We start from the raw sequence: 25,254 nt of genomic DNA, 5'->3' as shown, positions 1-25,254 counted from the left end.
GGGGATTTTTTCCTTGAGCGGGCCAGGTTTCGAGAGTTGATTGATCGGGGATACTTTGTTAGGTTTAGTAACCATAGCCAGCACTAAATCATGCGATCCGCATGGAATGACGACTAAAGGCTGGATCGCCGGCGCATATTCCGGCACTACTAATCTACAGAGGTGATGCAACATTTACATGAAAGAAGAGAGGGTCCAAAAACGTGAGTATTGAATTAATTATATCTCTTGGCATTTACTTTGCTGCCATGCTGTTAATCGGCTGGTACGCATTCAGGAAGACAACGAATATTAATGATTACATGCTGGGCGGAAGAGGACTCGGCCCGTTCGTAACGGCGCTGTCCGCAGGTGCGGCCGATATGAGCGCATGGATGCTGATGGGAGTTCCCGGCGCAATGTTCGCAACGGGGTTATCGACCTTATGGCTGGCGCTCGGTTTGACGATCGGCGCGTATTCAAATTATCTGCTGCTTGCTCCGAGGCTGCGCGCTTACACGGAAGTTGCGGATGATGCGATTACGATTCCCGATTTTTTCGATAAACGGTTCCGCCACTCGTCATCATTGCTGAAAATTGTTTCCGCCGTGATTATTATGATCTTTTTCACACTGTACACATCGTCCGGGATGGTATCCGGAGGCAGGTTATTTGAATCGGCATTCGGCGCCGACTACAAATTCGGTTTGTTTTTAACGGCCGGTGTTGTTGTGCTTTACACGCTGTTTGGCGGTTTCCTCGCTGTCAGTCTGACTGACTTTGTACAGGGAGCGATCATGTTTGCGGCATTAGTGCTTGTGCCGATCGTTGCTTTTACCCAGCTCGGGAGCGTTTCAACGACGATTGATTCGATCAACGCCGTTAACCCGAAACTATTGGATATCTTTAAAGGCGCGAGCGTCATTAGCATTATTTCTTATTTGGCATGGGGACTCGGCTATTACGGCCAGCCTCATATCATCGTACGATTTATGGCGATTAAAGAAGTGAAAGATTTAAAACCCGCCCGCAGAATCGGGATGAGCTGGATGGTTATTTCAGTTGTCGGTTCATTGCTTACCGGGATTATCGGGGTTGCGTATTCTCATCACTTCGGAGTCTCCGTAAAAGATCCGGAAACGATTTTCATTATTTTTTCTAAAATCTTGTTCCATCCGCTGATTACGGGCTTCTTGCTGTCCGCGATTTTAGCGGCGATCATGAGTTCCATTTCCTCACAGCTTCTCGTAACGGCAAGCGCCATTACGGAAGATTTATACCGCGCCTTTTTCAGACGGGAAGCGAGCGATAAAGAATTGGTCATGACCGGACGCCTGTCGGTATTGATCGTGGCCGTTATCGCCATTTTGCTTTCCATGAATCCGAACAGCACCATTCTTGATCTGGTCGGATATGCGTGGGCAGGCTTCGGTTCGGCTATCGGCCCGGCGCTCTTGCTCAGTCTGTACTGGAAACGGATGAATGAATGGGGAGCGCTTGCGGCGATGATTACCGGGGCCGCGGCCGTTTTAATCTGGATCACGACAGGGCTTGCCGCTTCAACCGGCGTATACGAAATCATTCCGGGGTTCTTCCTCAGTCTGATTGCCGGTATTGCCGTCAGCCTGCTGACAAAAAAACCGGCCGATGCTTCTTATCAGCTGTTCAGCCGGATGGAAGCTCTTTTGAAAAACAAGAAATAGACAAAAAGCCGTCAGATTTTATCCCTGACGGCTTTTTTCTTCCGCACTTGTCCTGCTATAAATACTGTGAGAAAATCATATCAATTTATTATAAGAAAAATTGCGGAGGTGCTGTGCAAATTGAGCTGGCCTATCGAACCAGACATTTTATTAAAGCTGGGCATTGCCACGCTGATCGGCATGATCATCGGTCTTGAACGCGAGCTGAAAAACAAACCGCTCGGACTGAAAACCTGTATCGTCATCGCCGTCAGCTCCTGTATGCTGACGATCGTCAGCATTAATGCGGCATATCATTTCCCAAAATATTACCGAATCATGATGGATCCGCTCCGCCTTCCCGCCCAAATCATTTCCGGCGTCGGTTTTATCGGCGCGGGCGTGATCCTGCGTAAAAGCAATGACGTCATATCCGGCCTGACGACATCGGCCATCATATGGGGCGCAGCCGGGCTCGGTCTGGCTACAGGCGCCGGCTTTTATAAAGAGGCGTTCGCAAGCCTCTTGTTTATCCTGATCAGCGTCGAATTTCTTCCGTGGCTGATCAGAAAAATCGGTCCCAACCGCTTGAAGGAAAAAGATATCCGCGTGAGAATGTCTCTTTCCGATAAAGACAAAATGACCGAGATTTTAAAGGAAATGAAAAGCAAACAGCTCCGCATTCACTCCGTCCGGATTGATGATCTGGGCGAAAAAGAATTTCCGATTATGGAAGTGAAAGTCAGTGTTCACAAAAACCGCTACACCACTGACGTCTATTATGATATTAAAGAAATTCAAGGTGTCGTCGGAGTGAAGTGTGATACGCTATAAAAAACGCCGGACTGGATTCAGCCGGCGTTTTTCTATTTATACGAATGCAGAAAAGTTATACTCCGTAATCGGGGTTTCATTTTCGATATCGCGCCTGAAGGTTTTCAGCATCTCAAGTTCCTCGTCCCCGAGTGAATTGAGGTCAAACGCCTGATGCAATAATCCGTAGATCAGCATATGGCGCAGCCGGAGGAAATCCGGGATGTGTTCAAACCATGCGGGGTCAAGGTCATTTTCTTCCCTGTAGCCTTTCATAAAGTGAGTCATGAATTCACCCGTAAACGCGGCCTTGTCTTCATACGGGATGACCGGATACCACAACATGTTGTACAGCAGAATACTGATATCATTCACAAACCAATTGTAGCCGATATCATCAAAATCAAATGCAGTGATTTTTCCGTTGTCCCAATTGAAATTGCCGTGGTGCAGATCGGCGTGCACAAGGCCGTAGTTTTCAGGGTTCTTCGGCAAACGGCGCAGTTTTTCCATTAGAGCATCCGCCCGCTCAAATACGAGATGCTGATCTGCGGGTACGTATTTTCTCAGCTTCAGCTGCTCCTCTTCATCCCATTCCTGCCTTTTATATAACGGATCACTCAGACGGTAGCTTTTCGTCAGCCGGTGCATGTTCCCCGTGTACTTTCCAAGCTCGTAAAACAGGGTTCCGTTCCAGTCTGATTCCTCCACTTTGCGTCCGGGCGCTTTTTCATAGACTCTTACTAAAAACGCTCCGCCTTTTCCATCCGGCACTTCTTCGACATCTTTGCCATTTAATGAAGGAATCGGCTTTGCTGCTGAAAGCCCTCCCTTTGCCAGATGATGAAGCCATTCCATTTCTCCGAGAATATATTCCGGTGTTCTTCTGATCGTATGCGTAATTTTTAAAATATAAGGTTCGTTATCTTTCACAATTTCATATACGTAGTTCTCTGCGTCCGCAATAAATTGAAACTTGGTAAAGCCGTATATTTCACCTGCTTCAGCGAGCACCTTATCTTCCTCAAAAATCGCTTTAATATCTTTATGCATGCTGATTCACCCTTTTCATAACGTTTGTAGGCGGTGTGTGTGCTCAGCAAATGTCATTCATCAACATTCCTGCCCTTCTTCTTTCACAGCAGATTAGTAACATCCGCTTAGAAATGAAATGTGTTTTCCTGTTAATTCCTGATTATACAAATATCTTAACATACCTCATTCCTCGCTCCAACGATATCACAATAAAAAAACCCTTGCTCATACAGAAATGAACAAGGGCATCTTGGTTAATCGTAAATATGGACGGTCGGTTCTTTGTCACCCGCATTGCGGACGATCAGCGCTTCCTGCCCGTCAGACGAGGTAATGTTAATTTCGACATCAACTGAGCCTTTTGAATAATAATCCATCAGCTCACCTGTTAAATATTGGGTGAAGGCGATAACTTCGCTTTTCCCGTAAAATTGCATCGGGATTTCAATCTTCATTTTTCTCATTTCATCGTTTTCGTACATTGCCGTTCCGACGACTCCGGTGTAATTCGGGAAGTAGCTGTCGATGGCGTTTTTGAAGCGTTTAAATACTTCGGAATCATCAGGGTATTTCTTTGCCGTGTCTGTATCCGCCGGATAGAAGACGTACTTTTCTTTGACATCATCCCAGTTTGAAATGGTGGATGAGCCGGCTTTGACTTCTGTTTTTGCAATGTAATTCCCCGGTACGATTGATGTTTTCGGCGCTTGTTTATAAAGGGCGACGGTAATCGGCACATTTTTCAGGTTATCCATTTTCCGAAGGCGGTTAACGACTTCCTGGGCGATTTCTTCACCGTGGCTGCGGATCGTTTTGTCACTGAGCTCCACTTCCTGCTGCGGATCACCTGTGTTTTCACGGTAATAGTATACAGAGTTGAGAGCGAGACCGATCATGATACCGCCAAGCTGGATGGAATTTTTATCTTTTCTTACTAAGTAATCCTGCTCAAGCATGGACGCTAAGTAAATCGGGCTGTTTTCATTTTTCTCTTTTGCCGATCCCGAGCTTGGCAGCACGGGATTTAAGCCGAGATTCTGGAAATTGGCGTCTGCCTTTTTCGCCTTTTTCAGATCACTGCCTTCTTTTTTGCGGTCAAGCCAGCTGAGTACCGTGTCCTCATCTAAATACTGGCCTTCCTGATACAAATAGTCATCCGTCGGGAACGTGTCTTGAGCGAGCCGCATCAGACCCGTCTCGAATTCATCGATGTCCAGCCTCGTGTTCAGCCGGTCCGCGGTCAGGCCGCGCGCTTTTCCGGCCTTAAACGGAAGCACCATTTTATAGTAGGAATCAGAGATATTATATTTCGGTATGATCGCTTTTTCAGAAGACTTTGCCGTTTTCTGCGTGATCTCTTCCTCTTTGTTCCCCCCGAAACTCGGCGAACAGGCCGACAGCATGAGTACTGCCGCCGTTGCCGTCGCCGCCAATGCCAACATCTTTTTCAATAGAAAACACTCCTCTTATTTCTTTAGCTCTCCCAATAGCTGTGCTTCATTCCATACTTCAATATTTAATTCCTGCGCTTTTGTCAGCTTGCTTCCGGCCGCTTCTCCGGCAATCAGCAAGTCTGTTTTTTTGCTGACAGATCCCGTCAGCTTTCCGCCGAGCGCTTCAATCTGCGCCTTGGCTTCATTTCTGGACAGCTCTTCAAGCTTTCCGGTTAACACGATGGTTTTGCCGGCAAAATAAGAGTCGCTGTCCTCCGCTTTTACTTTTTTCGGGCCTTTGTAGAGTGTGTTCACACCGAGTTCCTCAAGTTCATTCAATAGCTCAAGCATTTCTTCTTTGCGGAAATAGGTGATAACGGCATCGGCCATCTTTTCGCCGATTTCATCTACCGCAAGCAGCTCTTCTTCCGTAGCTTGTTTCAGATTTTCCAGGCTTTCAAAATGCATGGCGAGTGTTTTGGCCGCTTTTGAGCCGATAAAACGGATGCCGAGACCGAACAGCAGGCGTTCCAGCGAATTCTCTTTCGACTTTTGGATGGAGCTGATCAGATTGTCAGTTGATTTTTCCCCCATCCGCTCAAGCCGGATGACCTGCTCTTTCGTCAGCTTATACAAATCAGCGACATTACGGACGAGATGTTCACGGAAAAGCTGTGTGATGACACGTTCTCCGAGTCCGTCAATATTCATCGCGTTGCGTGAGACAAAGTGAATCAGGCCTTCTCTGATCTGCGCCGGACATTCCGGATTGATGCAGCGCAGCGCGACTTCTCCTTCAATGCGGACAAGTTCGCTTTCGCACTCAGGGCATCTGGTCGGCATATTGAATTCTTTTTCTTCCCCGGTCCGCTGTTCGATTAAGACATTGACGACCTCAGGGATGATGTCGCCCGCTTTTTTGACGACCACTTTATCGAGAATGCGGATATCCTTCTCTTTAATTAAATCTTCGTTATGAAGGGATGCTCTTGAGACCGTCGTTCCCGCGACTTTTACCGGTTCCAGAACGGCGGTCGGCGTAATGACGCCCGTTCTTCCGACATTCAGTTCGATATCGAGCAGTTTTGTCACGACCTCTTCCGCCGGGAATTTATAAGCAATCGCCCAGCGCGGGCTTTTTGCCGTATACCCGAGCTCTTCCTGCTGGTCGAGCGAGTCGACTTTGATGACGATCCCGTCAATTTCATACGGGAGATCGGCCCGCTTCGCCTGCAGCTCTTCGATCATTTCAATGACTTCATCTATCGTGGCGCATTTTTTCCGTTCCTGGTTTGTTTTAAAACCGAGCTCATCCAGAAAATCCAGGCCCTGACTCTGTGTTTCCACACCCATCTCGTCAAGCTCCGCTATACTGTAGACGAAGATGTCAAGATTTCGTTTCGCTGCAATTTTCGGATCGAGCTGTCTGAGTGAGCCCGCAGCCGCGTTCCGGGGATTGGCGAACGGCTCCTCTTCATGTTTCAGCCGTTCTTCATTGAGCGCTTCAAATGACTGTTTCGGCATGTACGCCTCTCCGCGCACTTCTATGGAAAGATTCCGTTTCATTTTCAACGGAATGTTGCGGATCGTTTTTAAGTTTTCCGTGATATCTTCGCCCGTCGTTCCATCTCCTCTTGTCGCGCCTCTGACGAAATAGCCGTCTTCATAACGGAGAGAAACAGCAAGACCGTCTATTTTCAGCTCCACGTTATAAGCAACGCCGTCACCGACAGCCTGACGGACGCGGCGGTCAAAATCGCGGAGATCATCATCGTTAAATGCGTTGCCGAGACTGAGCATCGGCGTGCCGTGCTGCACCTTTTGAAACGATTCAAGCACCGCTCCCCCGACCCGCTGTGTGGGCGAATCGGGCGTTCTGAGCTCCGGGTGCTCTTCCTCTATGGCAATCAGCTCCTGCATCAGTCTGTCGTACTCGGAATCCGGCACGCTCGGTTCATCTAAGGTGTAATATTCATAACTGTACTGATCGATGGTGCGGCGCAATTCTTCTGCCCGGTGTTTCGCTGTTTCTTTGTCCATCATGTTCTTCCTTTCCTCTTCAGGTTACTGCTTTTCAATCGGCGCAAAAGCGGCAAGCAGACGCTTCACGCCGACTGGGCTCGGGAATGCGATATCAAGCTCGGTGCTTTCGCCTTCTCCTTTTACGCTGACAACCGTTCCGGTGCCCCATTTTTTATGGCCCGCTTTATCGCCGACCGCCCAGCTGAGCGAGTCGCCGCCTGTTTTGTTCGCATAGGAAACGGGACGGGATACGGGCCCGCGTTTTGGCTGCACTTTTCTTCCCGGCTGCATGCGAGGTGTTTTCTTCTCATTTAGGTTCTCCAATAAATCGCCAGGTATTTCCCTGATAAAGCGGGATTCCGGATTCATATTGGTGCGGCCGAATAAGGTTCGCATTTTGGCATTCGTTAAATACAGTTCTTCTTCCGCCCTCGTAATGCCTACATATGCGAGCCTGCGTTCTTCTTCCATCTCGGCTTCTTCCATCAGGGAGCGGCTGTGCGGGAACACGCCTTCTTCCATGCCCATTAAGAACACGACAGGAAATTCAAGCCCCTTAGCGGCGTGCAGTGTCATTAAAGTGACGGCATCCTTTCCGCCTGATTCCTCTTCCTTCTGGTCAAGCTGGTCAATATCCGCAATCAGCGCCAAATCAGTCAGAAACGCGACGAGAGACTTGTCTTCGCTTTTTTGTTCGAAGTTTTTCGTCACGGAAAGAAACTCGTCGATATTTTCAAGACGGCTTTGGGCTTCGATTGATTTTTCGGCCTTCAGCATTTCTCTGTATTCCGTTTTCTCGAGAATTTCTTCCGTGAGTTCCGTAATGGACAGGTAATCCTGCATGTTCGTCAGATTTTCAATCATCGCGCCAAAGCCGTCAAGCGCGTTTGCCGCTTTCGCGCTGACGCCGATGAAATCAACCTGTTTGACCGCCTGGAACATTGACATTCCGTTCATCGCCGCATATGAAGCGATTTTTTCTAGTGAAGTTGCGCCGACGCCCCGCTTCGGCACATTGACGATCCGCGTAAAACTGATGTCGTCGTCCGGGTTTGACACAAGGCGCAGGTATGCGAGAATGTCTTTAATTTCTTTCCTGTCGTAGAACTTGGTTCCGCCGACGATATTGTAGTTCAGTCCGGATTTTAAAAGGGTTTCCTCAATGACGCGCGACTGGGCGTTTGTCCGGTATAAAATCGCGATATCGGAAAGCTTCCGCCGGCCCGAGCTGTGCAGCTCATAAATTTTGCCCGCGACGAATTGGCCTTCGCCGAATTCATTGTCGCCGCTGTAATAAGAAAGCTTGATGCCTTCGTCATTTTCCGTCCACAGGTTTTTCGGCTTGCGGTTTGAGTTGTTTTTGATCACTTCGTTAGCCGCTTGCAGAATACGCTTTGTTGAGCGGTAATTTTGCTCGAGCATAATCACGTTTGCGCTCGGATAATCTTTTTCAAAGGAAAGGATATTCGCGATATCCGCCCCGCGCCATCTGTAAATGGACTGGTCGGAGTCACCGACGACGCAGATATTTTCAAGACGGGCCGCAAGCTGCTTCACAAGCAGGTATTGCGCCCTGTTCGTATCCTGATACTCGTCTACGTGAATGTACTGGAATTTGCGCTGATAAAACTCAAGCACTTCCGGCACACGCTCGAAAAGCTTAATCGTCGTCATGATTAAATCATCAAAATCGAGCGATTGGTTTTTCAGCAGTTTTTTCTGATAATCGGTATACACGTCACTCGTGACCTGATCGTAGTAGCCGCCGGCCGTTTTTGCGAATTCCTCAGGTTCGATCAGCTCGTTTTTTGCGCTGCTGATGGAGCCTAAAATACTTCTCGGATCAAACTTTTTCGGATCGATATTCCGCTCTTTCAGAATCCCTTTAATAACGGAAAGCTGATCAGCCGTATCAAGAATGGAGAAATTTCGGTTGATGCCGATTCTGTCAATATCCCTGCGCAGAATCCGCACACACATGCTGTGGAAGGTGGAAATCCAGATTTCATCCGCGCCGGGTCCGAGAATGCTCTCCACCCGCTCCTTCATTTCTCTGGCGGCTTTATTTGTAAATGTAATCGCCAGAATGTTCCATGGCGCCACGTGTTTTTCCGCCATTAAGTATGCGATTCTGTGCGTCAGCACACGTGTTTTTCCGCTTCCCGCGCCCGCCATCAGAAGCAGCGGACCGTCCGTCGTCTTGACCGCTTCCTGCTGAACGGGATTTAATCCGCTTAATAATTGATTGCTAATGTAATTCATATCCGTTCACCGCCTATCAAACATATGTTCTATCATAAATCAATTTCGTCCGCTTGACTACTTTGTCTTTACAGCCGCCACCGTTTTAAGCGCCTGATCAAAATCTTCATATACGGCATTTCCGACAACGATGACATCGGCATGACGGCCGAACCGTTCCGCCGTTTCCGCGTCTTTAATGCCGCCTCCGTAAAACAGGACGGACTTGTCCAGCACAGCCTTCGTTTTCTCCACCGTTTCTATGTCCGCCAGCATCCCGCTGTATTCCAGATAAAAAATCGGGAGATGAAGCAAATGTTCCGCAACCCGCGCATAGGCGAGAATATCTTCTGTTTCTATATGTGTATCCGCCTCCGTCAAAGCGGCCGCCTTACAATCAGGGTTGACGATGCAGTAGCCCTCCGTCACGATTTCCTCCATTGACATGAGCTCTCCGTATTCTTTCATCGCCTGATGATGCATGCCGACAATCCAGTCCGCCTTTTTGCTGTTGAGCACACTCGGAATGAAATAAAGATCAAACCCGGGCACAATGGAATCAATCGTCGACACCTCAAGTACGCACGGCACTAAAAACCGCCGCACCTTTGACATCAGTCTCAGCACATTGTCCTCGGTGATATTGTCGCTTCCTCCGATCACAATGGCGTCAGTCCCTGATTCACAAAGCCGTTCCAGCTGTTCATCCGGTAAATCTTTATTCGGATCGAGTTTAAAAACATGCTTCCACTCGTTAACATCGTACATGCGTTTTCGTTCCTCCATTCGTTTCTTGCCATTTAAACATTATAACAAATTCGTTTGGCCCGGAAAAACGGAAAAAGACGTCATTCACCTGATTCACAAAAAAAGATTGCGCTCCGCCGGACGGGAAACGGCTATGTTTGAAAACAGACAATATGTGGAATGTCAAAGAGAAAAAAGACAAGGAGTCTGATCTCAATGGAACAAGCCATTATCGTACTGATTTGTATATTGATTTTTATTATTTTAGTTCCCGCCGCACTGTTTCTCTGGATATACATAAGAGACGAAAAGCAGGAAGAACATTCAGTGCTGCGCAATTATCCCGTAGCGGGAAAACTGCGCTATATATTTGAAAAAATCGGACCTGAGCTGCGGCAGTATTTATTCAGCAATGATAACGAAGAACAGCCGTTTTCCCGGAGAGAATATGAACAGACGGTCATGTCCGGAAAGTATAAAAGCAGAATGATGGGCTTCGGCTCAGAACGGGATTTCAATCAGCCGGGCTATTATATCCGTAACGCCCTCTTCCCGAAACAAAGGGAGGAGCTGCGCGCAGATCAGACGCCGAAGATCGACACGATGGTATACAAAATTGACAAAGACAACCTGCTGAAACGCAGCGAACACCGCGAAAAAGCAAAAGCGGACCCTTATTACCTGCATCCGGACGATGTGCAAGTGATCGGCCGCGACACATGCAAAAAGCCGTTTTATGTGAAAGGGTTAATCGGACAATCAGCGATGAGCTACGGCTCACTTGGCGACAGGGCAATCACCGCCCTGTCAAAAGGGCTGCACCAGGCCGGCGGCACATGGATGAATACAGGCGAAGGCGGCCTGTCTGAGTATCACCTGAAAGGCGGCGCGGATATTATCTGCCAAATCGGCCCCGGCCTGTTCGGCGTCCGCACCGAAGATGGAGAATTTTCGTGGGAAGAATTTAAGAAAAAAAGCCGCCTCGAGCAGATTAAAGCCTTTGAATTAAAGCTTGCGCAAGGGGCGAAAGCAAGAGGCGGGCATATTGACGGTTCAAAGGTGACCGAAGAAATTGCCGCCATCAGAAATGTGCAGCCCGGACAATCCATTGACAGCCCAAACCGCTTCAACGAGTTCTCAAATGTTCCGGACATGCTTGATTTCATTGAGAAATTAAGGACTGTCGGCGAAAAACCGGTCGGTATCAAAATTGTCCCGGGCAGCCGCAAAGACCTTGAAGACCTTATTTCCTGTATGAGTTCATCAGGCAAACTTCCCGACTTTATTACGATTGACGGCAGTGAAGGGGGAACGGGAGCTTCTTTCCATGAGCTGGCGGATTCCGTCGGCCTGCCGATTCTGACCGGCCTTCCCCTTGTTGACGGCCTTTTGAAGACATACGGGATAAGAGATAAGCTGAAAATTTTCGCATCCGGAAAGCTGCTCACTCCGGATAAGATTGCCGTTGCCCTCGCGTTAGGCGCGGATTTTGTCAATATTGCCCGGGGAATGATGTTTTCAGTCGGCTGTATCCGCGCTCAAGTATGCCACACCAATCATTGTCCTGTCGGAGTGGCGACAACCGACCCAAAACTTCAGCGCGCGCTCAGTATCGAGGATAAACAGCACCGCGTCTGCAACTACGTGCTCTCATTGCGTGAAGGGCTGTTTCACCTTGCCGCTGCGGCGGGCATCAGCTCGCCGATTCATTTTTCAGCTGAACACATCGTATACCGGGAGGAAGACGGAAGCCTGAGGGAACTTCCCGGCCTTTTGAATCAGCACGCATAAAAAAAACCGCCTGCCGTCATCGGCAGAGCGGTTTTTTACGTAGCTGAGGAGGATTCTCCTTTGTTTACGCGGTCAAGCGCCATTTCATAGGCGTCGTTACCATAATTTAAGCAGCGCTTCACCCGGGAAATCGTCGCTGTGGAAGCACCCGTTTCGCTTTCTATTTTGTGATACGTATTTCCTTCGCGGAGCATTCTTGCCACTTCCAAACGCTGCGCCAGCGATTGGATTTCATTAATCGTACAAAGATCGTCAAAGAAACGATAGCATTCCTCCAGATCTTTCAGCGATAAAATAGATAAAAATAACTGGTCCAGTTCTTTTCCGCGTAATTTATCGATTTGCATCGTCAAACACCTTCTCCTTTACTAATGGAAGCTGCATCGAGATCAGGCACGATATTAATCCATGTCTTTCCTGGCACAAACGGAAGAATCTCACCGCCTTTTACGGGCAGAATACGGCCGTCTTTATATTCCCAGTCTGACTCTATAACATCGCCGTGCTGAAGCAGGAGGCCCTTCCCCCCTGACTGAATATCGATGGCCCGCCTTCCATCTTTGTCTGTCATGCGATGGCCGGCTTCAACAATAAAAATGTTGTGCATGGCTAAAGGCTTTCCGGTCTCCCGGTCTGTCGCTTTCACACCATCAGAGCTTCTTGTATAAGCATCAGCTTTTTTATCATAATCGTATTCGACAAGATTTGTAATGTTTTGTGTTCCATAATCTATCCGAATATTGTAGGTTTCATTTCCTGGTTTTGCATCTGATGTCTGAAATGGGAGCGGTTCTGTTTTTCCGTTCAGCTTGTATCCTTTTTGTTCCGCCGCCTTCCTGATATTGTCATACGACGTGTAGGAATTGTGGGGCGGCTTGCTGAAATCGGCTCTCCAAAACAGGCTTCCGTCAAAATCCAAACCGTTTATATAATCGTAAGCTCCGGACTCCAGCTGCTTTTTTGCGCCGGGACTCCAGCCATGATGGACAAATATGCTGTTAAACCCGCTGCTGAGCGTGACAAAATATTCCCTCGCGCTTCGCACAGGCCCGACCGTTTCCGGCATCTCACTTTGAAAAATCGCGAGAAACCGCGTAATCCGGCCCTCCGCGAGCGCTTCGATGACAACATCCGCCTTTGACAGCCCGGATTGGGGCCTCGCCTTCGGATGATTATTCACTGCGACTGCAATCGGACGGCGTTTTGCAAGCTTCTGCTCAGTTTTCAGCCCCGTTAAAGGAGCTTCCGCTTCTTTCGGCTGCACCTGATCGGCATTATTCTGCCGGCAGGCGGCAAGCAGCAAAAACGCAAAACAAAGCATACAAACGGTTTTCCATCTTTTCATATGTCGGCTCCCTGCTTTTATATTTTAACGCATTATCGATGGAAAGAGTACAGTTTTTTTCATCACGTCGAATATTCCTCTCGGCGTAATGCGGATATAAGGCAGGTGTGTGCTCTGCAAAAAGAGCAGCGTATAGATCGGATCGCAGAATCGGTAGCCCCGCTCCTCCAGCAACATCCTCAGTTTTTGCTCTTTCTCAAGCACTTCTTCATACTTCTCCGCGGATGCAGAACCGTTTAAGGCGAGGGGAATCTCATGCAGAATCTTCCCGTTTTCGGCAAGCACGATTCCGCCGCCGATTTCTTTCATCCGTGAGAAAGCGAGCAGGATATCTTCTTTATTTTTTCCGGCAGCGATAATATCTCCGGTTGTCGTGTAGGAACTGACAAAGCCCTGCACCCGATCGGCAAAACCTTTCAGCATTGTATTGACCCGCCATTTTCCATGCTTATCGAGAAGCGTGAGATAGCATTCATCATGATCAAAAGAAAGCTGGTCAACAGAATTATCAATCGCAATCATATACGGCTCCATAATGACCGCGTTGCGCATGGTCACACCCATCGGCATTGAAAACTGTAAATCATCCATCGTCATATCATATGAAAGCTCAAGAGGGACAAGACCGCCCTTTTTCCAATCCGTTTCTGTAAACGCATTCATATTTCGGCCGTCTTCCCTCAGCAGGATGCCTTTGGAGATCACCGTGACCGGGTCCGGATTCATCGGGTCATCGAGAATGTTCAATGAAGCAAGCCGTCCCGGACCGACCACACCGAGAAAGTCGTCCATCTGATAATACTTCGCGATATTAAAGGAGGCCATATTGTAGGCATCGATCGCCGGAACTCCTTCCTCCAAAGCGATTTTGATTAATTCATTCGTCATGCCGCCTTTATAAAAAAGCGGCGTCGCTCCATCCGTCGTGTAGAAGAAATGATCATAATGCCGGAAGCCTTTTTGATGGAGATCCTGCAAAATCGTTCTCAAATCAGGGCGGATGGATGAATGTCTGAGCGAAACATAGTAGCCCAATTCAAGCCGTCTCATCACCTCGCCGCCATTCATCGCCTCGTGGTCGGAATCCGCTCCGAACAGTTTCATCTTCGTCAGTGTTTTTTCAGAGGCTCCGGGAAAATGCCCTTCTATCCGCTTGCGCAGTTTCTTTGTCGCCTGCATGCAATGAAGCATCAAGTCATCGCCGTCCATGAGGCGCGGCCATCCGGTCAATTCTCCGCCTTGAATGACATCCGGGTGCTCCATCCATTGCTTGCGGACATCAAAAGAAAGAAGCTGATCCTCATTCAGCACTTCAGTCTGCAGATCATATCTGGACCACCAGAAGTATTGCACCGGCTGTTTTTTCAGTTCCTCTAATATAGTAAGCGCTTTCTTTTTACCGCTGTGCAAAAGAAAAAACAAGTTATCATTAACAAACGTCGTTGTTCCGAATTGAGACACATATTCGGCGAGCGTTTGGGGATTATATATTTGAAAAGGATGTGTATGCGGTTCAATGTAACCTGGCACAATGTATTTTCCTTCACAATTTATGGTATGAATGTGCTCTGCTGCATCAGGAAGCTCATCACCAACATATACAATTCGGTCTCCGTAAATCCAGACATTCTTTTTCAGCCATTGTTTTAAAAAAGGATTTAATACGAGAGCATCCCGTAAAAGTAGCGTTGGAAGCAGCTTTGAGTCTACAACATCCGCCTGTGATCTGATGTCTTTATTTTTCCAGTTAAAGGTACGTTCGGACATTCACATACTCTCCTTCGCTTATATTAGACCCATCGTATCACATCCGCACAATTATCGCACGGCTAAAACGTTACAAATTATTGAAGATGAATGAAAAACTTTTTCTAAGGGAGCTGAAATGATGAAACCGAATATCAGTTTATTAAATGCCGTTATGCGCATCACTTGCGGCCTCACCATTTTGTCTGCTGCTTCAGCGAAATACACGAGAAAACCTTGGTGCAAGATGCATCTCTTCTGTATGATGATGGGCGCGATGAAAGCGGCGTCCGGCATCCTCCGCTTCTGTCCGGTGACATATATGTTCCAAACCGGAATGAATCAGGATGACAGCCATCAGCAAGAAAAATAACAAGCCGTTTCGGCTTGTTATTTAATTTCTCCTGTCCCGCGAGTCTGAGAAGAATCCGTCTATACGCCGGAGGACTTCATCGATGACTGCGTGTCACACGGCAAGCCGACAGTCTTAGTCGTCTTTTCAGAAGAAAACCCGCATCTTATATGACGCGGGGTTTTCCTCTTTATCGCCGCGATGCTTTCAGCGCACGGGCGCCGATGTCGCTTCTGTAAAACAGTCCGGGTTTTGTCAGCCCTGAAACGGTGCTGTACACTTTATCTCTCGCCGCTTCAAATGTCCCCGCAAATGCCGTGACATTGGCGACCCGGCCGCCGTTTGTAACAAATTGTCCGCCGTCTTTTTTCGTTCCGGCATGAAAAACGGCGATCCCGTCTTCAGCGGACGTCAAACTGCCGATCGGAGTGCCTTTCGCATAGCCTTCCGGATAGCCTTCAGAAGCCAGCACAACGCTGACAGCGGCCGTATCCTTCCACCTTAGGTCAACATCCTTCTCATGCAGAAGATCTAAGAGCACCTGAATGAGGTCAGATTCCATTCTCGGCACGACGACCTGTGTTTCCGGATCTCCGAAACGCGCGTTGAATTCAATGACTTTTGATCCGTTTTCCGTCAGAATCAGCCCCGCGTACAGCACGCCCGTGAAGGAGCGTCCCTCTTTCACCATTGCTTTTGCCGCCGGCTTCACAATCGTTTCGACTGCGCTTCTGACGATATCATCGGAAATGTGCGGCACCGGTGAGTAGGCTCCCATTCCGCCCGTATTCGGCCCTTTGTCTCCATCGAAGGCGCGTTTATGATCTTGAGCGATTACCATCGGATAGACGGTCTCCCCTTTTACAAACGCCATTAAAGAAAATTCTTCGCCGGCGAGGAACTCTTCAATGACAACGGATGCGCTCGCCTCCCCGAATTTCTCATCCTCAAGAAAATCGTGCAGGCATTCAACCGCTTCTTCTTCCGTCATCGCGACCGTGACACCTTTTCCGGCGGCAAGCCCGTCCGCTTTAATGACAATCGGCGCGCCTTTTTGCTGCACATATGCTTTCGCCTCTTCAAATGAAGTAAACGTCTCATACTCCGCCGTCGGAATGCCGTATTTTTTCATTAAATCCTTGGCAAACTGTTTGCTCCCTTCAATGATTGCCGCTTTTTCAGACGGTCCGAAAACAAGCAGTCCGGCTTTTTCAAACTCGTCGGCTATCCCTTCAATCAGAGGAACTTCAGGGCCGATAATCGTCAGGCCGACATGATGTTCTTTCGCAAACGCAATGAGTGCGGCATGATCGCTTTCTTCAATGTTGACCAGCGTCGCGCAGTCTGCCATACCGTCATTTCCGGGCGCGGCGTACACCGTGTCAACAAGCGGGCTTTGCGCCGCTTTCCAAGCCAATGTATGCTCTCTGCCGCCTTTTCCGATAATCAATACATTCACGCTTCGTTCCCCCTCTTAATGTTTGAAATGTCTGATGCCGGTGAATACCATGGCGATGCCGTATTCATCCGCTTTTTTAATCGAATCTTCATCGCGGACCGATCCGCCTGGCTGGATAATCGCCGTGACACCGGCTTTTGCGGCTTCTTCGACTGTATCCGGCATCGGGAAAAACGCGTCTGATCCGAGCGCGCTGCCTTTTGCTTTTTCTCCGGCCTGCTCAATGGCGATTTTAGCTGAACCGACGCGATTCATCTGCCCCGCTCCCACACCGACCGTCATATGGTCTTTTGCAAGAACGATCGCGTTGGATTTCACGTGTTTGACGACTTTCCAGGCCAGCTTCAAATCTTCCCATTCCTGCTCGCTCGGCTCTCTTTTTGTCGGGATGCTGATGTCGGCGTCATCAAATCCATGGACGTCTAAATCTTGAATCAAAAGACCGCCCTGTACGGATGTCAGCTGTTTTTCTTTCTTCCCTGATGCGGACACGTCAAGCGTGAGCAGACGAAGGTTTTTCTTCGCCGTCAGTACGTTCAGCGCTTCTTCACTGAAAGAAGGGGCGATAATGATTTCTAAAAAGATGCCGTGAAGGGCTTCAGCCGTTGCCTGATCAACTTCACGGTTCAGCGCGATGATGCCGCCGAAAATGGAGGTTTTATCAGCTTCATACGCTTTATTGAATGCTTCCTCAATTGAAGCTCCCGTACCGACTCCGCACGGGTTCATATGTTTAACGGCAACAGCTGCGGGTTCTGTAAATTCCCGGACGATTTGAACGGCCGCATCCGCGTCCTTAATATTGTTGTAAGAAAGCTCTTTGCCGTGAAGCTGTTTTGCCGCCGCGATGGAACCGGAGACGGGAAGTGCGCTTTGATAGAAAACAGCCTCTTGGTGAGGGTTTTCACCATAGCGGAGCGATTGTTTTTTCTCAAATGTAACGGTGAATTGCTCAGGGTCTTTCTCACCGGTCTCGCGTGTTAAGTAATCAGCGATTAATGCGTCGTATGCCGCGGTATGGCGGAATACTTTGGCCGCAAGCTCGCGTTTTCTTTTAAGCGAAACGCCGCCGTGTTCTTTAATCTCATTGAGCACGGAGCTGTAATCGGCCGGATCTGTGATGACCGTCACATCCTGATGGTTTTTCGATGCGGCGCGCAGCATGCCGGGACCGCCGATATCAATGTTTTCTATCGCTTCATCGTATGTTACGTCTTCTTTCGAAATCGTTTCTTTAAACGGGTAAAGGTTGACGACCACAAGGTCAATGGGGGCAATGCCATGCTCATTGATCTGCGCCATATGCTCTTCATTGTCTCTTACGGCAAGCAGTCCGCCGTGAATATTAGGATGGAGCGTTTTTAACCGTCCGTCCATAATTTCAGGAAATCCGGTCACTTCTGAAATGCCGATGACATCCACACCGTTTTCCTGAAGAAGTTTTTTTGTTCCTCCGGTCGAAATGACTTCGACGCCGAGCTCTGTCAGTTCCTTTACGAAAGGTACGAGATTTGTTTTATCAGAAACACTGATTAGTGCGCGTTTGATTGTCATGCCTTTTCACCTCTGTTATTTAGTCCCAGCAGCTGTTTCACAACGCTCGGATACCATTTGTGCTCAAGCTCGTGTATTGTATGCTCTATGTCTTCAAGCGTATCGTTTTCCTGTATTTCGAATGCTTTTTGCGCGATAATCGGTCCGGTGTCCATGCCTTCGTCGACGTAATGAACGGTAATGCCCGCCACTTTCACACCGGCCCGATACGCCTGTCCGACAGCGTCAATCCCGGGGAATGCCGGAAGAAGCGAGGGATGTATATTAATAATGCGGCCCCCGTATGCTTCAAGCAGCGTATCTCCAATCAGTCTCATATAGCCGGCGAGAACGATTAATTCCGCCCCGTGCAGGCGCAGCTGTTCAATAACGGCCCGTTCAAAGGCCGCTTTGTTTTCAAAAGATGACGGTTCAAAGGCGAATGACGGAATGTGTAAAGCCTCCGCCCTTTCCACCGCCTTTGCCTGAGGCTTATCCGTCACGAGAAGCGAGAGCTCCGCATCCCACTTCTCTTCTCTCATGCGTTTGGCAATGGCCTCGAAGTTCGATCCGTTTCCTGAAGCAAATACCGCAAACTTTTTCATAAAAGAGCCGCACCGCCGAAAGAAATGCCTTCGCCCCGCTTGACCCGGCCGATCAGATAAGCCTTCTCGCCCTGAGCTTCAAGCGTGTCGATAACGTCTGTCAAGTCCTCTTCTTTAACGGCAAGGACAAAACCGATGCCCATATTAAAGACATTGAACATTTCTTCTTCTTTCAGCTTGCCGTGCTCCTGCAGAAACGGAAAAATCGGCGGGATCGGCCATGATCCGTGATCAATTTCCGCGCTCAATCCGTCCGGCAGCATCCGCGGGATGTTCTCGATGAATCCTCCGCCTGTCACATGCGCCATGCCGTCCACCTTACCGCTTTTCACCGCCTTGAGCACCGGCTTCACATATATTCTCGTCGGTTCCAGCAATTCTTCTCCGAGAGGACGCGCAAACGGTTCATAGACAGTATCCAAATCAAGTCCGCCGTCATCAAGAAGCACTTTTCTCACTAGGGAAAACCCGTTGCTGTGAAGGCCGCTTGAAGTAAGTCCGATTAAGAGATGCCCCTCTTCGATATGTTCACCGGTGACGATTTCGTCTTTTTCCGCGACGCCGACTGAAAAGCCCGCAATATCGTATTCATCAGCCGTATACAGCCCCGGCATTTCCGCCGTCTCACCGCCGATAAGCGCTGATCCTGACTGCTCGCATCCGTCCGCCACGCCCTGAACGATCTGCTCAATTTTTACCGGATCGGCCTTGCCGACCGCTAAATAATCAAGGAAAAACAGCGGCTCCGCTCCTTGGGCAAGCACATCATTTACACACATCGCGACCGCATCGACGCCGATCGTGTCATGCTTATCCATTGAAAATGCGAGTTTCAATTTGGTGCCGACACCGTCTGTTCCGGAAATTAAAACAGGCTTTTGATACGGAAGCTCTGACAGATCAAACATTCCGCCAAAACCGCCCAGGCTTCCCATAACGCCGAGCCTTTTCGTGCGCTCCACGTGTTTTTTCATTCGTTTGACGGCTTCGTATCCGGCTTCGATGTCAACTCCGGCATTTTTATAAGCATCAGACATCCCTATCACTCCTTGTCAATTCGTTTCTCCTTAAAAGGCAGAAAGAGAAAGGCAGCCTGAATTCCCGCTGCCTTTATGTCATTTTCACATTTTATTTTGTCAGCACCGCTTCTTTTACGTGAGGAAGCACTGTATCCTGATAAATTTCCGTCGGATATTTGCCCGTAAAACAAGCGAGGCATTGTCCGCAATTGGTGTCTTCAAATTTTCGGCCGACTCCTTTTAACAATCCGTCTACACTTAAGAAAGAAAGCGTGTCAGCACCGATGATCTGGCGGATTTCTTCCACAGAATGAGAGGAAGCGATCAGCTCCTCATGGGTTGATGTGTCGATGCCGTAGAAGCACGGATGAGCGATCGGCGGTGAACTGATCTTGACGTGCACCTCTGTCGCTCCCGCTTCTCTGAGCATTGTGACAATCCGGCGGCTTGTCGTCCCGCGCACGATGGAATCATCAACCATGACGACCCGTTTTCCTTCGACAACACCGCGGACGGCGGACAGCTTCATTCTGACACCTTGCTCACGGAGAGCCTGTGACGGCTGGATAAACGTTCTGCCGACATAACGATTTTTAATGAGACCGAGTTCGTACGGGATGCCCGTTGCCTCGGCATAGCCGATGGCTGCAGAAATACTGGAATCCGGCACGCCTGTGACGACATCCGCTTCAACCGCGGACTCCTGGGCAAGCATTTTTCCGAGGTTTTTCCGGGCGCTGTGCACGTTAATGCCGTCGATATTGCTGTCAGGTCTTGAGAAATAAATGTACTCCATGCTGCAGATGGAACGGTTGATATTCATGGAGAAACGCTCTGATTTCATGCCTTCATCATTGATGATCAGCATTTCGCCCGGCTCTACCTCGCGAAGGTATGTCGCACCGACCACATCGAATGCGCACGTTTCTGAAGCGACGACGTAAGCATCACCCAACATGCCGATTGACAGCGGTCTGAGTCCGTTCGGGTCAAGCGCTACGATCATTTCTGTTTCAGTCATGATTAAAAAGGCATAAGCGCCTTTCAGCATGGACAGCGAATTTTTGATTTGATCCTTCAGCGAAAAGTGTCCGCTGCGTTTAATCAGATGAGCCAGCACCTCCGTATCGGAGGAAGTCTGAAAGATGCTCCCTTGGTTTTCAAGCTGCTGCTTCAACTGTGTGGCGTTGACCAAGTTGCCGTTATGGGCGAGCGCGAGGCTGCCGTTGTTTTGCGAACGGAACAGGAGCGGCTGAACATTTTCATATCCGCCTCCGCCAGCCGTCGCATAACGGACGTGCCCGATCGCGCCTTTTCCCTTCACTTTGCTCAGTTCGCCGTTTTGAAAAACCTCGGTAATAAGCCCCTGTCCTTTATGCGCCGTCAGTTTTTCACCGTCAGTTGCGACAATTCCCGCGCCTTCCTGTCCCCTGTGCTGGAGGCTGTGCAGGCCGTAATACGTGATCTGCGGAGCTTCTTCATGTCCCCAGATGCCAAACACACCGCATTCTTCATTCAGGCCTTTGATTTCAGCAAGCATGGAATAGCTCCTTTCCACGCGCGCTCAAGTTCTTTCGTTTGCGCGTGAACCAATTGTTGTCCGTCCTGGTTTTGAATCGCCAGAAGTCCGTCAGCCGTTACCTCGCCGATATGAACCGCATCGGCCGCAGCCGCTTCAAACGCCGCTTGGTGTTCTTTTTTCACCGAAACGACGAAGCGGGATTGAGATTCAGAGAATAATAATGCCGCTTCCCCTTCTACAGTCACGTTGGCGCCAAGGTTTTCCGTCGTCATGACGCTTTCTGCAATCGCTACGCCTAAGCCGCCTTCTGATACGTCATGCGCTGATTGAACGAAGCCTTTTTTAATCGCGTCAAGCAATGCTTTTTGGCGTGACAGCTCTATATCAAGATCGATTTGCGGCGCTTTGCCGTAAATGCGGCCTTCTGTCATTTTTTGCAGTTCGCTTCCGGCAAACTCAGGTTTTGTTTCGCCGATCACGTATACAAGATCCCCCGCTTGTTTGAAATGCTGTGTCGTAATATGAGCGGTATCTTCAATTAAGCCGACCATGCCGATAACAGGCGTCGGGTAGATCGCCGTTCCGTTCGATTCATTATAAAGTGATACGTTACCGCCGATGACGGGAGTGCTGAGAACATTGCACGCCTCGCTGATGCCGTCGGCCGCTTTTTCGATCTGCCAGAAAATTTCAGGTTTTTCCGGGTTTCCGAAATTCAGATTATCCGTGACCGCAAGCGGTTCGGCGCCGGAGCATACGATGTTGCGCGCCGCTTCGGCAACTGCGATTTTCCCGCCTTCTTCTGGATCTAGATATAAATAACGGGCGTTACAATCCGTCGTCATCGCCAGCGCTTTTTTCGTGCCGCGGATTCTGAGCACTCCCGCGTCAGAGCCCGGAGCGACCACCGTATTTGTGCGCACCATGTAGTCATATTGATCGTACACCCACTCTTTGCTGGCAATTGTCGGCTGCTGCAGCAGGGCAAAAAGCGTCTCTGTCGCATCTTTTACTTCAGGCGCGGGAACTTCCGTTTCCTGAAACTCGCGGTAGTACGCGGGTTCTGCTGACGGCTTGTGGTATACAGGCGCTTCTTCCGCCAGCGCGTCGACCGGAAGCTCGCAAACAACCTCTCCGTTATGGCGGAGGCGGAGCATTTTATCATCCGTAACATGACCTACGGAAACCGCTTCAAGATCATATTTATCAAAAATATCGACAATTTCCTGTTCACGTCCGCGTTCAATGACGAGAAGCATGCGTTCCTGAGACTCGGAAAGCATCATTTCGTAAGCGGTCATACCTGTTTCCCGCTGCGGAATGAGATCAAGGTTCATTTCAATGCCTGAGCCGGCTTTGCTTGCCATTTCAGCACTCGAACTTGTCAGACCGGCCGCCCCCATATCCTGAATGCCGACTAAGGCGTCGCATTGGATGACTTCTAGGCATGCTTCCAGGAGAAGTTTTTCCATGAAAGGATCGCCGACCTGCACCGCGGAACGTTTTTCTTCAGATGAATCTGACATTTCTTCCGATGCGAAAGTAGCGCCGTGTATGCCGTCGCGGCCCGTTTTAGCGCCGACGTACATGACCGTGTTGCCGACACCTTTCGCCTGGCCTTTTTTAATATCTTTATGATCAATTAAGCCGACGCACATTGCATTGACAAGCGGATTGCCCTCATAGCTTGCGTCAAACTGCACTTCTCCGCCGACCGTCGGAATTCCGATACAGTTTCCGTATCCCGCGATTCCCGCCACTACTTCTTCAAACAAGTACTTCACACGAGGTGAAGTGAGCTCACCAAATCGAAGAGAGTTTAATACAGCTATCGGACGGGCGCCCATTGAGAAAACGTCACGGATGATGCCGCCCACTCCCGTCGCAGCACCTTGGTATGGCTCAATCGCTGACGGATGGTTATGAGATTCAATTTTGAACACGACCGCCTGATTGTCACCGATGTCAACGATTCCCGCGCCTTCTCCGGGACCCTGCAGCACGCGTTCGCCGCTAGTCGGGAATTTGCGTAAAACCGGTTTTGAGTTTTTATAGCTGCAGTGCTCTGACCACATGACGGAAAAAATCCCGATTTCCGTGTAGTTCGGCAATCTTCCGATAATAGATTCAATGAGTGCGAACTCGTCATCACTGACACCCATTTGCTGATAGAGTTTCTCTTCTTTTATTTGTTCTTTACTTGGTTCAAGCAGTAGCGACATGAGTTTCCCTCCAATTTTTCACGATAGACCGGAACAATGTAAGACCGTCTGCGCTGCCGAGCAGTTCATCGACTGCGCGCTCAGGGTGAGGCATCATGCCTAATACGTTGCCTTTCTCATTCACGACGCCGGCAATGCCGCTGACGCTTCCGTTAATATCGCCGCCGTATGTGAAGGCGATTTGATTGTTTTCTTTTAATCTTTCAAGCGTTTCGTCATCACAGTAGAAATTGCCTTCGCCGTGAGCAACCGGAATCGTAATCGATTGTCCTTTTTCATAGGAAGATGTGAATAACGTGCCGCCGTTCTGCACGATTAATTCAACCGGGCGGCAGATGAACTTTAAGTCTTTGTTGCGTCTCATCGCGCCGGGCAGAAGTCCGAGCTCCTGCAGAATCTGGAATCCGTTGCAGACGCCGAGAACCGGTTTTCCTTCGGCAGCCGCTTTTTTCACAGCCGGCATGATGTTTGCGAATCTGGCGATGGCGCCGCATCTCAAGTAGTCGCCGTATGAAAACCCGCCGGGGATGAGCACGCCGTCAAATCCGTCAAGGCTTGTTTCCTCGTGCCAGACATACTCGACTTCTTCGCCGAGTTCGTCCTTTACGGCGTGGAACATATCAATATCACAGTTGGAGCCGGGTAACACAATCACCGCAAATTTCACTGTGCGACAACCTCCTCAACTTCATATCGGTAGTCTTCAATGACTGTATTGGCAAGAAGCTTTTCACACATTTCTTTCACGAGCGCGTCAAGATCGCGGTCAGATTTTTCAATCGTCAGCTCCATGTATTTTCCGATGCGCACATCCTGCACTTCATTGTAGGTCATGCTGTGCAATGCATGCTGCACCGCGCTTCCTTGAGGATCGAGCACACTTTCTTTTAAGCTGACATAAACTTTCACTTTATACATTATGAAATGCCTCCCAGTCTTTTGAAAATCTCTTCATATGCGTCGGTTAAGCTTCCCAGGTTCCGTCTGAACAAATCTTTATCGAGCTTTTCGTTTGTGTCTTTGTCCCACAGACGGCACGTGTCAGGAGAAATTTCATCCGCTAAAAGCACCCGTCCCTCTGCGTCTAAGCCGAATTCCAGCTTAAAATCTATTAATCTGACGCCGCAGTCTTCAAAAATATGCTGCAGCTCTTGATTCACCTGTTTTGTAATCGATTTGATCGTTTCCACCTGCTCAGGAGCCGCCGCTTTTAAAAGCCAGATATGATCTTCTGTGATGAGCGGATCGCCGAGTGCGTCATCTTTATAGTAAAATTCGATAATCGGCTGCGGAAGCTCAGTTCCTTCCGTGATGCCGAGACGTTTCGACATGCTTCCGGCGGCAACGTTTCTGACCACGACTTCAAGGGGAATGATGGTCACTTTTTTGATAAGCTGCTCTGATTCTGAAACACGCTCCACAAAGTGGTTGTCAATTCCTTCGGCGTGCAGATGTTTGAAAATCAGGCTTGAAATTTCATTGTTCAGACGGCCCTTTCCGCTGATCTCCGCTTTTTTCTCACCGTTAAAGGCTGTTGCGGAATCCTTGTAGACCACGCGGAGAATCTGTTCGTCTTCAGTTTGATAAATTCGTTTCGCTTTTCCTTCATAAAGAAGATTATTGTTCACAATATTCACGGAAGGCCTCCTAACCCGAATGTTGGGAATATTCAATCTACGGCGGCTGAAGAAGCCGCCTCCGGCTGGCT

Annotated in this window: 21 protein-coding genes and 1 pseudogene; 5 read left to right on the top strand and 17 right to left on the bottom strand. The window is 49.0% G+C overall.

Going from position 1 to position 25,254, the window contains the following annotated elements; genetic code table 11:
* Positions 1 to 203 precede the first annotated feature (203 nt).
* Both putP and NYE28_RS03525 read left to right on the top strand, forming a co-directional pair.
* Entirely contained in the window at positions 204 to 1,682 is a 1,479-nt protein-coding gene (putP, locus tag NYE28_RS03530; RefSeq protein WP_007408914.1) for a sodium/proline symporter PutP, read from the top strand.
* A 120-nt stretch (positions 1,683 to 1,802) separates the two neighbouring features.
* The gene (locus NYE28_RS03525; RefSeq protein WP_003155735.1) at positions 1,803 to 2,495 is read left to right on the top strand and encodes an MgtC/SapB family protein; all 693 of its coding nucleotides are present in this window, start codon (positions 1,803 to 1,805) and stop codon (positions 2,493 to 2,495) included.
* Positions 2,496 to 2,531: 36 nt separating this feature from the next.
* Here NYE28_RS03525 and NYE28_RS03520 read toward each other — a convergent pair whose 3' ends face one another.
* The 5 genes from NYE28_RS03520 to NYE28_RS03500 form a co-directional block, all read right to left on the bottom strand.
* Positions 2,532 to 3,527, bottom strand: a complete 996-nt coding sequence (locus NYE28_RS03520; protein ID WP_138091831.1) for a phosphotransferase enzyme family protein — start codon at positions 3,525 to 3,527, stop codon at positions 2,532 to 2,534.
* Between the two features lie 236 nt (positions 3,528 to 3,763).
* Positions 3,764 to 4,960, bottom strand: a complete 1,197-nt coding sequence (locus tag NYE28_RS03515) for a CamS family sex pheromone protein (RefSeq protein WP_015416980.1) — start codon at positions 4,958 to 4,960, stop codon at positions 3,764 to 3,766.
* 15 nt (positions 4,961 to 4,975) lie between these two features.
* Entirely contained in the window at positions 4,976 to 6,982 is a 2,007-nt protein-coding gene (gene ligA / locus NYE28_RS03510; RefSeq protein ID WP_025284377.1) for an NAD-dependent DNA ligase LigA, read from the bottom strand.
* A gap of 24 nt (positions 6,983 to 7,006) precedes the next feature.
* Positions 7,007 to 9,226: a DNA helicase PcrA gene (gene pcrA / locus NYE28_RS03505; RefSeq protein ID WP_342490298.1), complete on the bottom strand. Its 2,220-nt coding sequence runs from the start codon at positions 9,224 to 9,226 to the stop codon at positions 7,007 to 7,009.
* A 57-nt stretch (positions 9,227 to 9,283) separates the two neighbouring features.
* A complete protein-coding gene (locus tag NYE28_RS03500; RefSeq protein ID WP_003155740.1) occupies positions 9,284 to 9,973 on the bottom strand; it encodes a heptaprenylglyceryl phosphate synthase in 690 nt (229 codons plus the stop codon).
* Positions 9,974 to 10,168: 195 nt separating this feature from the next.
* Between NYE28_RS03500 and NYE28_RS03495 the strand changes: the two genes are divergently transcribed.
* Positions 10,169 to 11,743, top strand: coding sequence for an FMN-binding glutamate synthase family protein (locus tag NYE28_RS03495; protein WP_012117004.1), 1,575 nt, complete (start codon positions 10,169 to 10,171; stop codon positions 11,741 to 11,743).
* 35 nt (positions 11,744 to 11,778) lie between these two features.
* Here NYE28_RS03495 and NYE28_RS03490 read toward each other — a convergent pair whose 3' ends face one another.
* Genes NYE28_RS03490 through NYE28_RS03480 form a run of 3 tightly spaced genes read right to left on the bottom strand, consistent with a single transcriptional unit; the run spans position 11,779 to position 14,855 of the window.
* Entirely contained in the window at positions 11,779 to 12,090 is a 312-nt protein-coding gene (locus NYE28_RS03490) for a YerC/YecD family TrpR-related protein (protein ID WP_003155745.1), read from the bottom strand.
* Between the two features lie 2 nt (positions 12,091 to 12,092).
* Positions 12,093 to 13,088, bottom strand: a complete 996-nt coding sequence (locus NYE28_RS03485; protein ID WP_025284375.1) for a DUF3048 domain-containing protein — start codon at positions 13,086 to 13,088, stop codon at positions 12,093 to 12,095.
* Positions 13,089 to 13,112: 24 nt separating this feature from the next.
* Positions 13,113 to 14,855 carry an adenine deaminase gene (locus tag NYE28_RS03480; RefSeq protein ID WP_059366742.1) on the bottom strand — a complete coding sequence of 581 codons (1,743 nt, stop codon included), beginning with the start codon at positions 14,853 to 14,855 and terminating at the stop codon, positions 13,113 to 13,115.
* A gap of 121 nt (positions 14,856 to 14,976) precedes the next feature.
* Between NYE28_RS03480 and NYE28_RS03475 the strand changes: the two genes are divergently transcribed.
* Together NYE28_RS03475 and NYE28_RS03470 are read left to right on the top strand one after the other, a co-directional pair.
* Positions 14,977 to 15,207, top strand: coding sequence for a DUF2892 domain-containing protein (locus tag NYE28_RS03475; protein WP_017419030.1), 231 nt, complete (start codon positions 14,977 to 14,979; stop codon positions 15,205 to 15,207).
* Positions 15,208 to 15,234: 27 nt separating this feature from the next.
* Positions 15,235 to 15,360 (top strand): annotated as a pseudogene (locus NYE28_RS03470) (Lrp/AsnC family transcriptional regulator); the annotation flags it as partial.
* Positions 15,361 to 15,376: 16 nt separating this feature from the next.
* Here NYE28_RS03470 and purD read toward each other — a convergent pair.
* From purD to purC, 9 genes are all read right to left on the bottom strand, one after another.
* On the bottom strand, positions 15,377 to 16,645 hold the full coding sequence (purD, locus tag NYE28_RS03465) for a phosphoribosylamine--glycine ligase (protein WP_342490297.1): 1,269 nt from the start codon (positions 16,643 to 16,645) through the stop codon (positions 15,377 to 15,379).
* Between the two features lie 15 nt (positions 16,646 to 16,660).
* Complete coding sequence (purH, locus tag NYE28_RS03460) at positions 16,661 to 18,199, bottom strand: bifunctional phosphoribosylaminoimidazolecarboxamide formyltransferase/IMP cyclohydrolase (protein WP_025284372.1); 1,539 nt, start codon at positions 18,197 to 18,199, stop codon at positions 16,661 to 16,663.
* On the bottom strand, positions 18,196 to 18,783 hold the full coding sequence (gene purN / locus NYE28_RS03455) for a phosphoribosylglycinamide formyltransferase (RefSeq protein ID WP_007408902.1): 588 nt from the start codon (positions 18,781 to 18,783) through the stop codon (positions 18,196 to 18,198). The genes purH and purN overlap by 4 nt, the downstream gene beginning before the upstream one ends.
* On the bottom strand, positions 18,780 to 19,820 hold the full coding sequence (gene purM / locus NYE28_RS03450; protein WP_094031563.1) for a phosphoribosylformylglycinamidine cyclo-ligase: 1,041 nt from the start codon (positions 19,818 to 19,820) through the stop codon (positions 18,780 to 18,782). Before purM ends, purN begins: the two co-directional genes overlap by 4 nt.
* A 91-nt stretch (positions 19,821 to 19,911) precedes the next feature.
* The gene (gene purF / locus NYE28_RS03445) at positions 19,912 to 21,342 is read right to left on the bottom strand and encodes an amidophosphoribosyltransferase (protein ID WP_069007124.1); all 1,431 of its coding nucleotides are present in this window, start codon (positions 21,340 to 21,342) and stop codon (positions 19,912 to 19,914) included.
* Positions 21,318 to 23,546, bottom strand: coding sequence for a phosphoribosylformylglycinamidine synthase subunit PurL (gene purL / locus NYE28_RS03440; protein ID WP_069007123.1), 2,229 nt, complete (start codon positions 23,544 to 23,546; stop codon positions 21,318 to 21,320). The genes purF and purL overlap by 25 nt, the downstream gene beginning before the upstream one ends.
* Complete coding sequence (gene purQ / locus NYE28_RS03435; RefSeq protein ID WP_007408898.1) at positions 23,530 to 24,213, bottom strand: phosphoribosylformylglycinamidine synthase subunit PurQ; 684 nt, start codon at positions 24,211 to 24,213, stop codon at positions 23,530 to 23,532. Before purQ ends, purL begins: the two co-directional genes overlap by 17 nt.
* Positions 24,210 to 24,464 carry a phosphoribosylformylglycinamidine synthase subunit PurS gene (gene purS / locus NYE28_RS03430; RefSeq protein ID WP_003155758.1) on the bottom strand — a complete coding sequence of 85 codons (255 nt, stop codon included), beginning with the start codon at positions 24,462 to 24,464 and terminating at the stop codon, positions 24,210 to 24,212. The genes purQ and purS overlap by 4 nt, the downstream gene beginning before the upstream one ends.
* Positions 24,464 to 25,183, bottom strand: a complete 720-nt coding sequence (gene purC / locus NYE28_RS03425; RefSeq protein ID WP_342490296.1) for a phosphoribosylaminoimidazolesuccinocarboxamide synthase — start codon at positions 25,181 to 25,183, stop codon at positions 24,464 to 24,466. Before purC ends, purS begins: the two co-directional genes overlap by 1 nt.
* Positions 25,184 to 25,254 lie beyond the last annotated feature (71 nt).

The sequence above is a fragment of the Bacillus sp. FSL R5-0443 genome (assembly GCF_038608285.1).
Lineage (GTDB): Bacteria > Bacillota > Bacilli > Bacillales > Bacillaceae > Bacillus > Bacillus velezensis.
The sequence above is the reverse complement of the archived record's forward strand: the minus strand, read 5'-3'. Positions and strand labels throughout refer to the sequence as shown.

Excerpts from the sequence above, each read along its gene's own strand:
- pcrA (WP_342490298.1), bottom strand. The coding sequence starts at position 9,226 with ATGAATTACATTAGCAATCAATTATTAAGCGGATTAAATCCCGTTCAG.
- ligA (WP_025284377.1), bottom strand. The coding sequence starts at position 6,982 with ATGGACAAAGAAACAGCGAAACACCGGGCAGAAGAATTGCGCCGCACC.
- NYE28_RS03490 (WP_003155745.1), bottom strand. The coding sequence starts at position 12,090 with ATGCAAATCGATAAATTACGCGGAAAAGAACTGGACCAGTTATTTTTA.
- purN (WP_007408902.1), bottom strand. The coding sequence starts at position 18,783 with ATGAAAAAGTTTGCGGTATTTGCTTCAGGAAACGGATCGAACTTCGAG.
- purS (WP_003155758.1), bottom strand. The coding sequence starts at position 24,464 with ATGTATAAAGTGAAAGTTTATGTCAGCTTAAAAGAAAGTGTGCTCGAT.
- NYE28_RS03495 (WP_012117004.1), top strand. The coding sequence starts at position 10,169 with ATGGAACAAGCCATTATCGTACTGATTTGTATATTGATTTTTATTATT.
- NYE28_RS03485 (WP_025284375.1), bottom strand. The coding sequence starts at position 13,088 with ATGAAAAGATGGAAAACCGTTTGTATGCTTTGTTTTGCGTTTTTGCTG.
- purM (WP_094031563.1), bottom strand. The coding sequence starts at position 19,820 with ATGTCTGATGCTTATAAAAATGCCGGAGTTGACATCGAAGCCGGATAC.
- purF (WP_069007124.1), bottom strand. The coding sequence starts at position 21,342 with ATGCTTGCTGAAATCAAAGGCCTGAATGAAGAATGCGGTGTGTTTGGC.
- purH (WP_025284372.1), bottom strand. The coding sequence starts at position 18,199 with ATGACAATCAAACGCGCACTAATCAGTGTTTCTGATAAAACAAATCTC.
- NYE28_RS03480 (WP_059366742.1), bottom strand. The coding sequence starts at position 14,855 with ATGTCCGAACGTACCTTTAACTGGAAAAATAAAGACATCAGATCACAG.
- NYE28_RS03475 (WP_017419030.1), top strand. The coding sequence starts at position 14,977 with ATGAAACCGAATATCAGTTTATTAAATGCCGTTATGCGCATCACTTGC.
- NYE28_RS03520 (WP_138091831.1), bottom strand. The coding sequence starts at position 3,527 with ATGCATAAAGATATTAAAGCGATTTTTGAGGAAGATAAGGTGCTCGCT.
- NYE28_RS03500 (WP_003155740.1), bottom strand. The coding sequence starts at position 9,973 with ATGTACGATGTTAACGAGTGGAAGCATGTTTTTAAACTCGATCCGAAT.
- purL (WP_069007123.1), bottom strand. The coding sequence starts at position 23,546 with ATGTCGCTACTGCTTGAACCAAGTAAAGAACAAATAAAAGAAGAGAAA.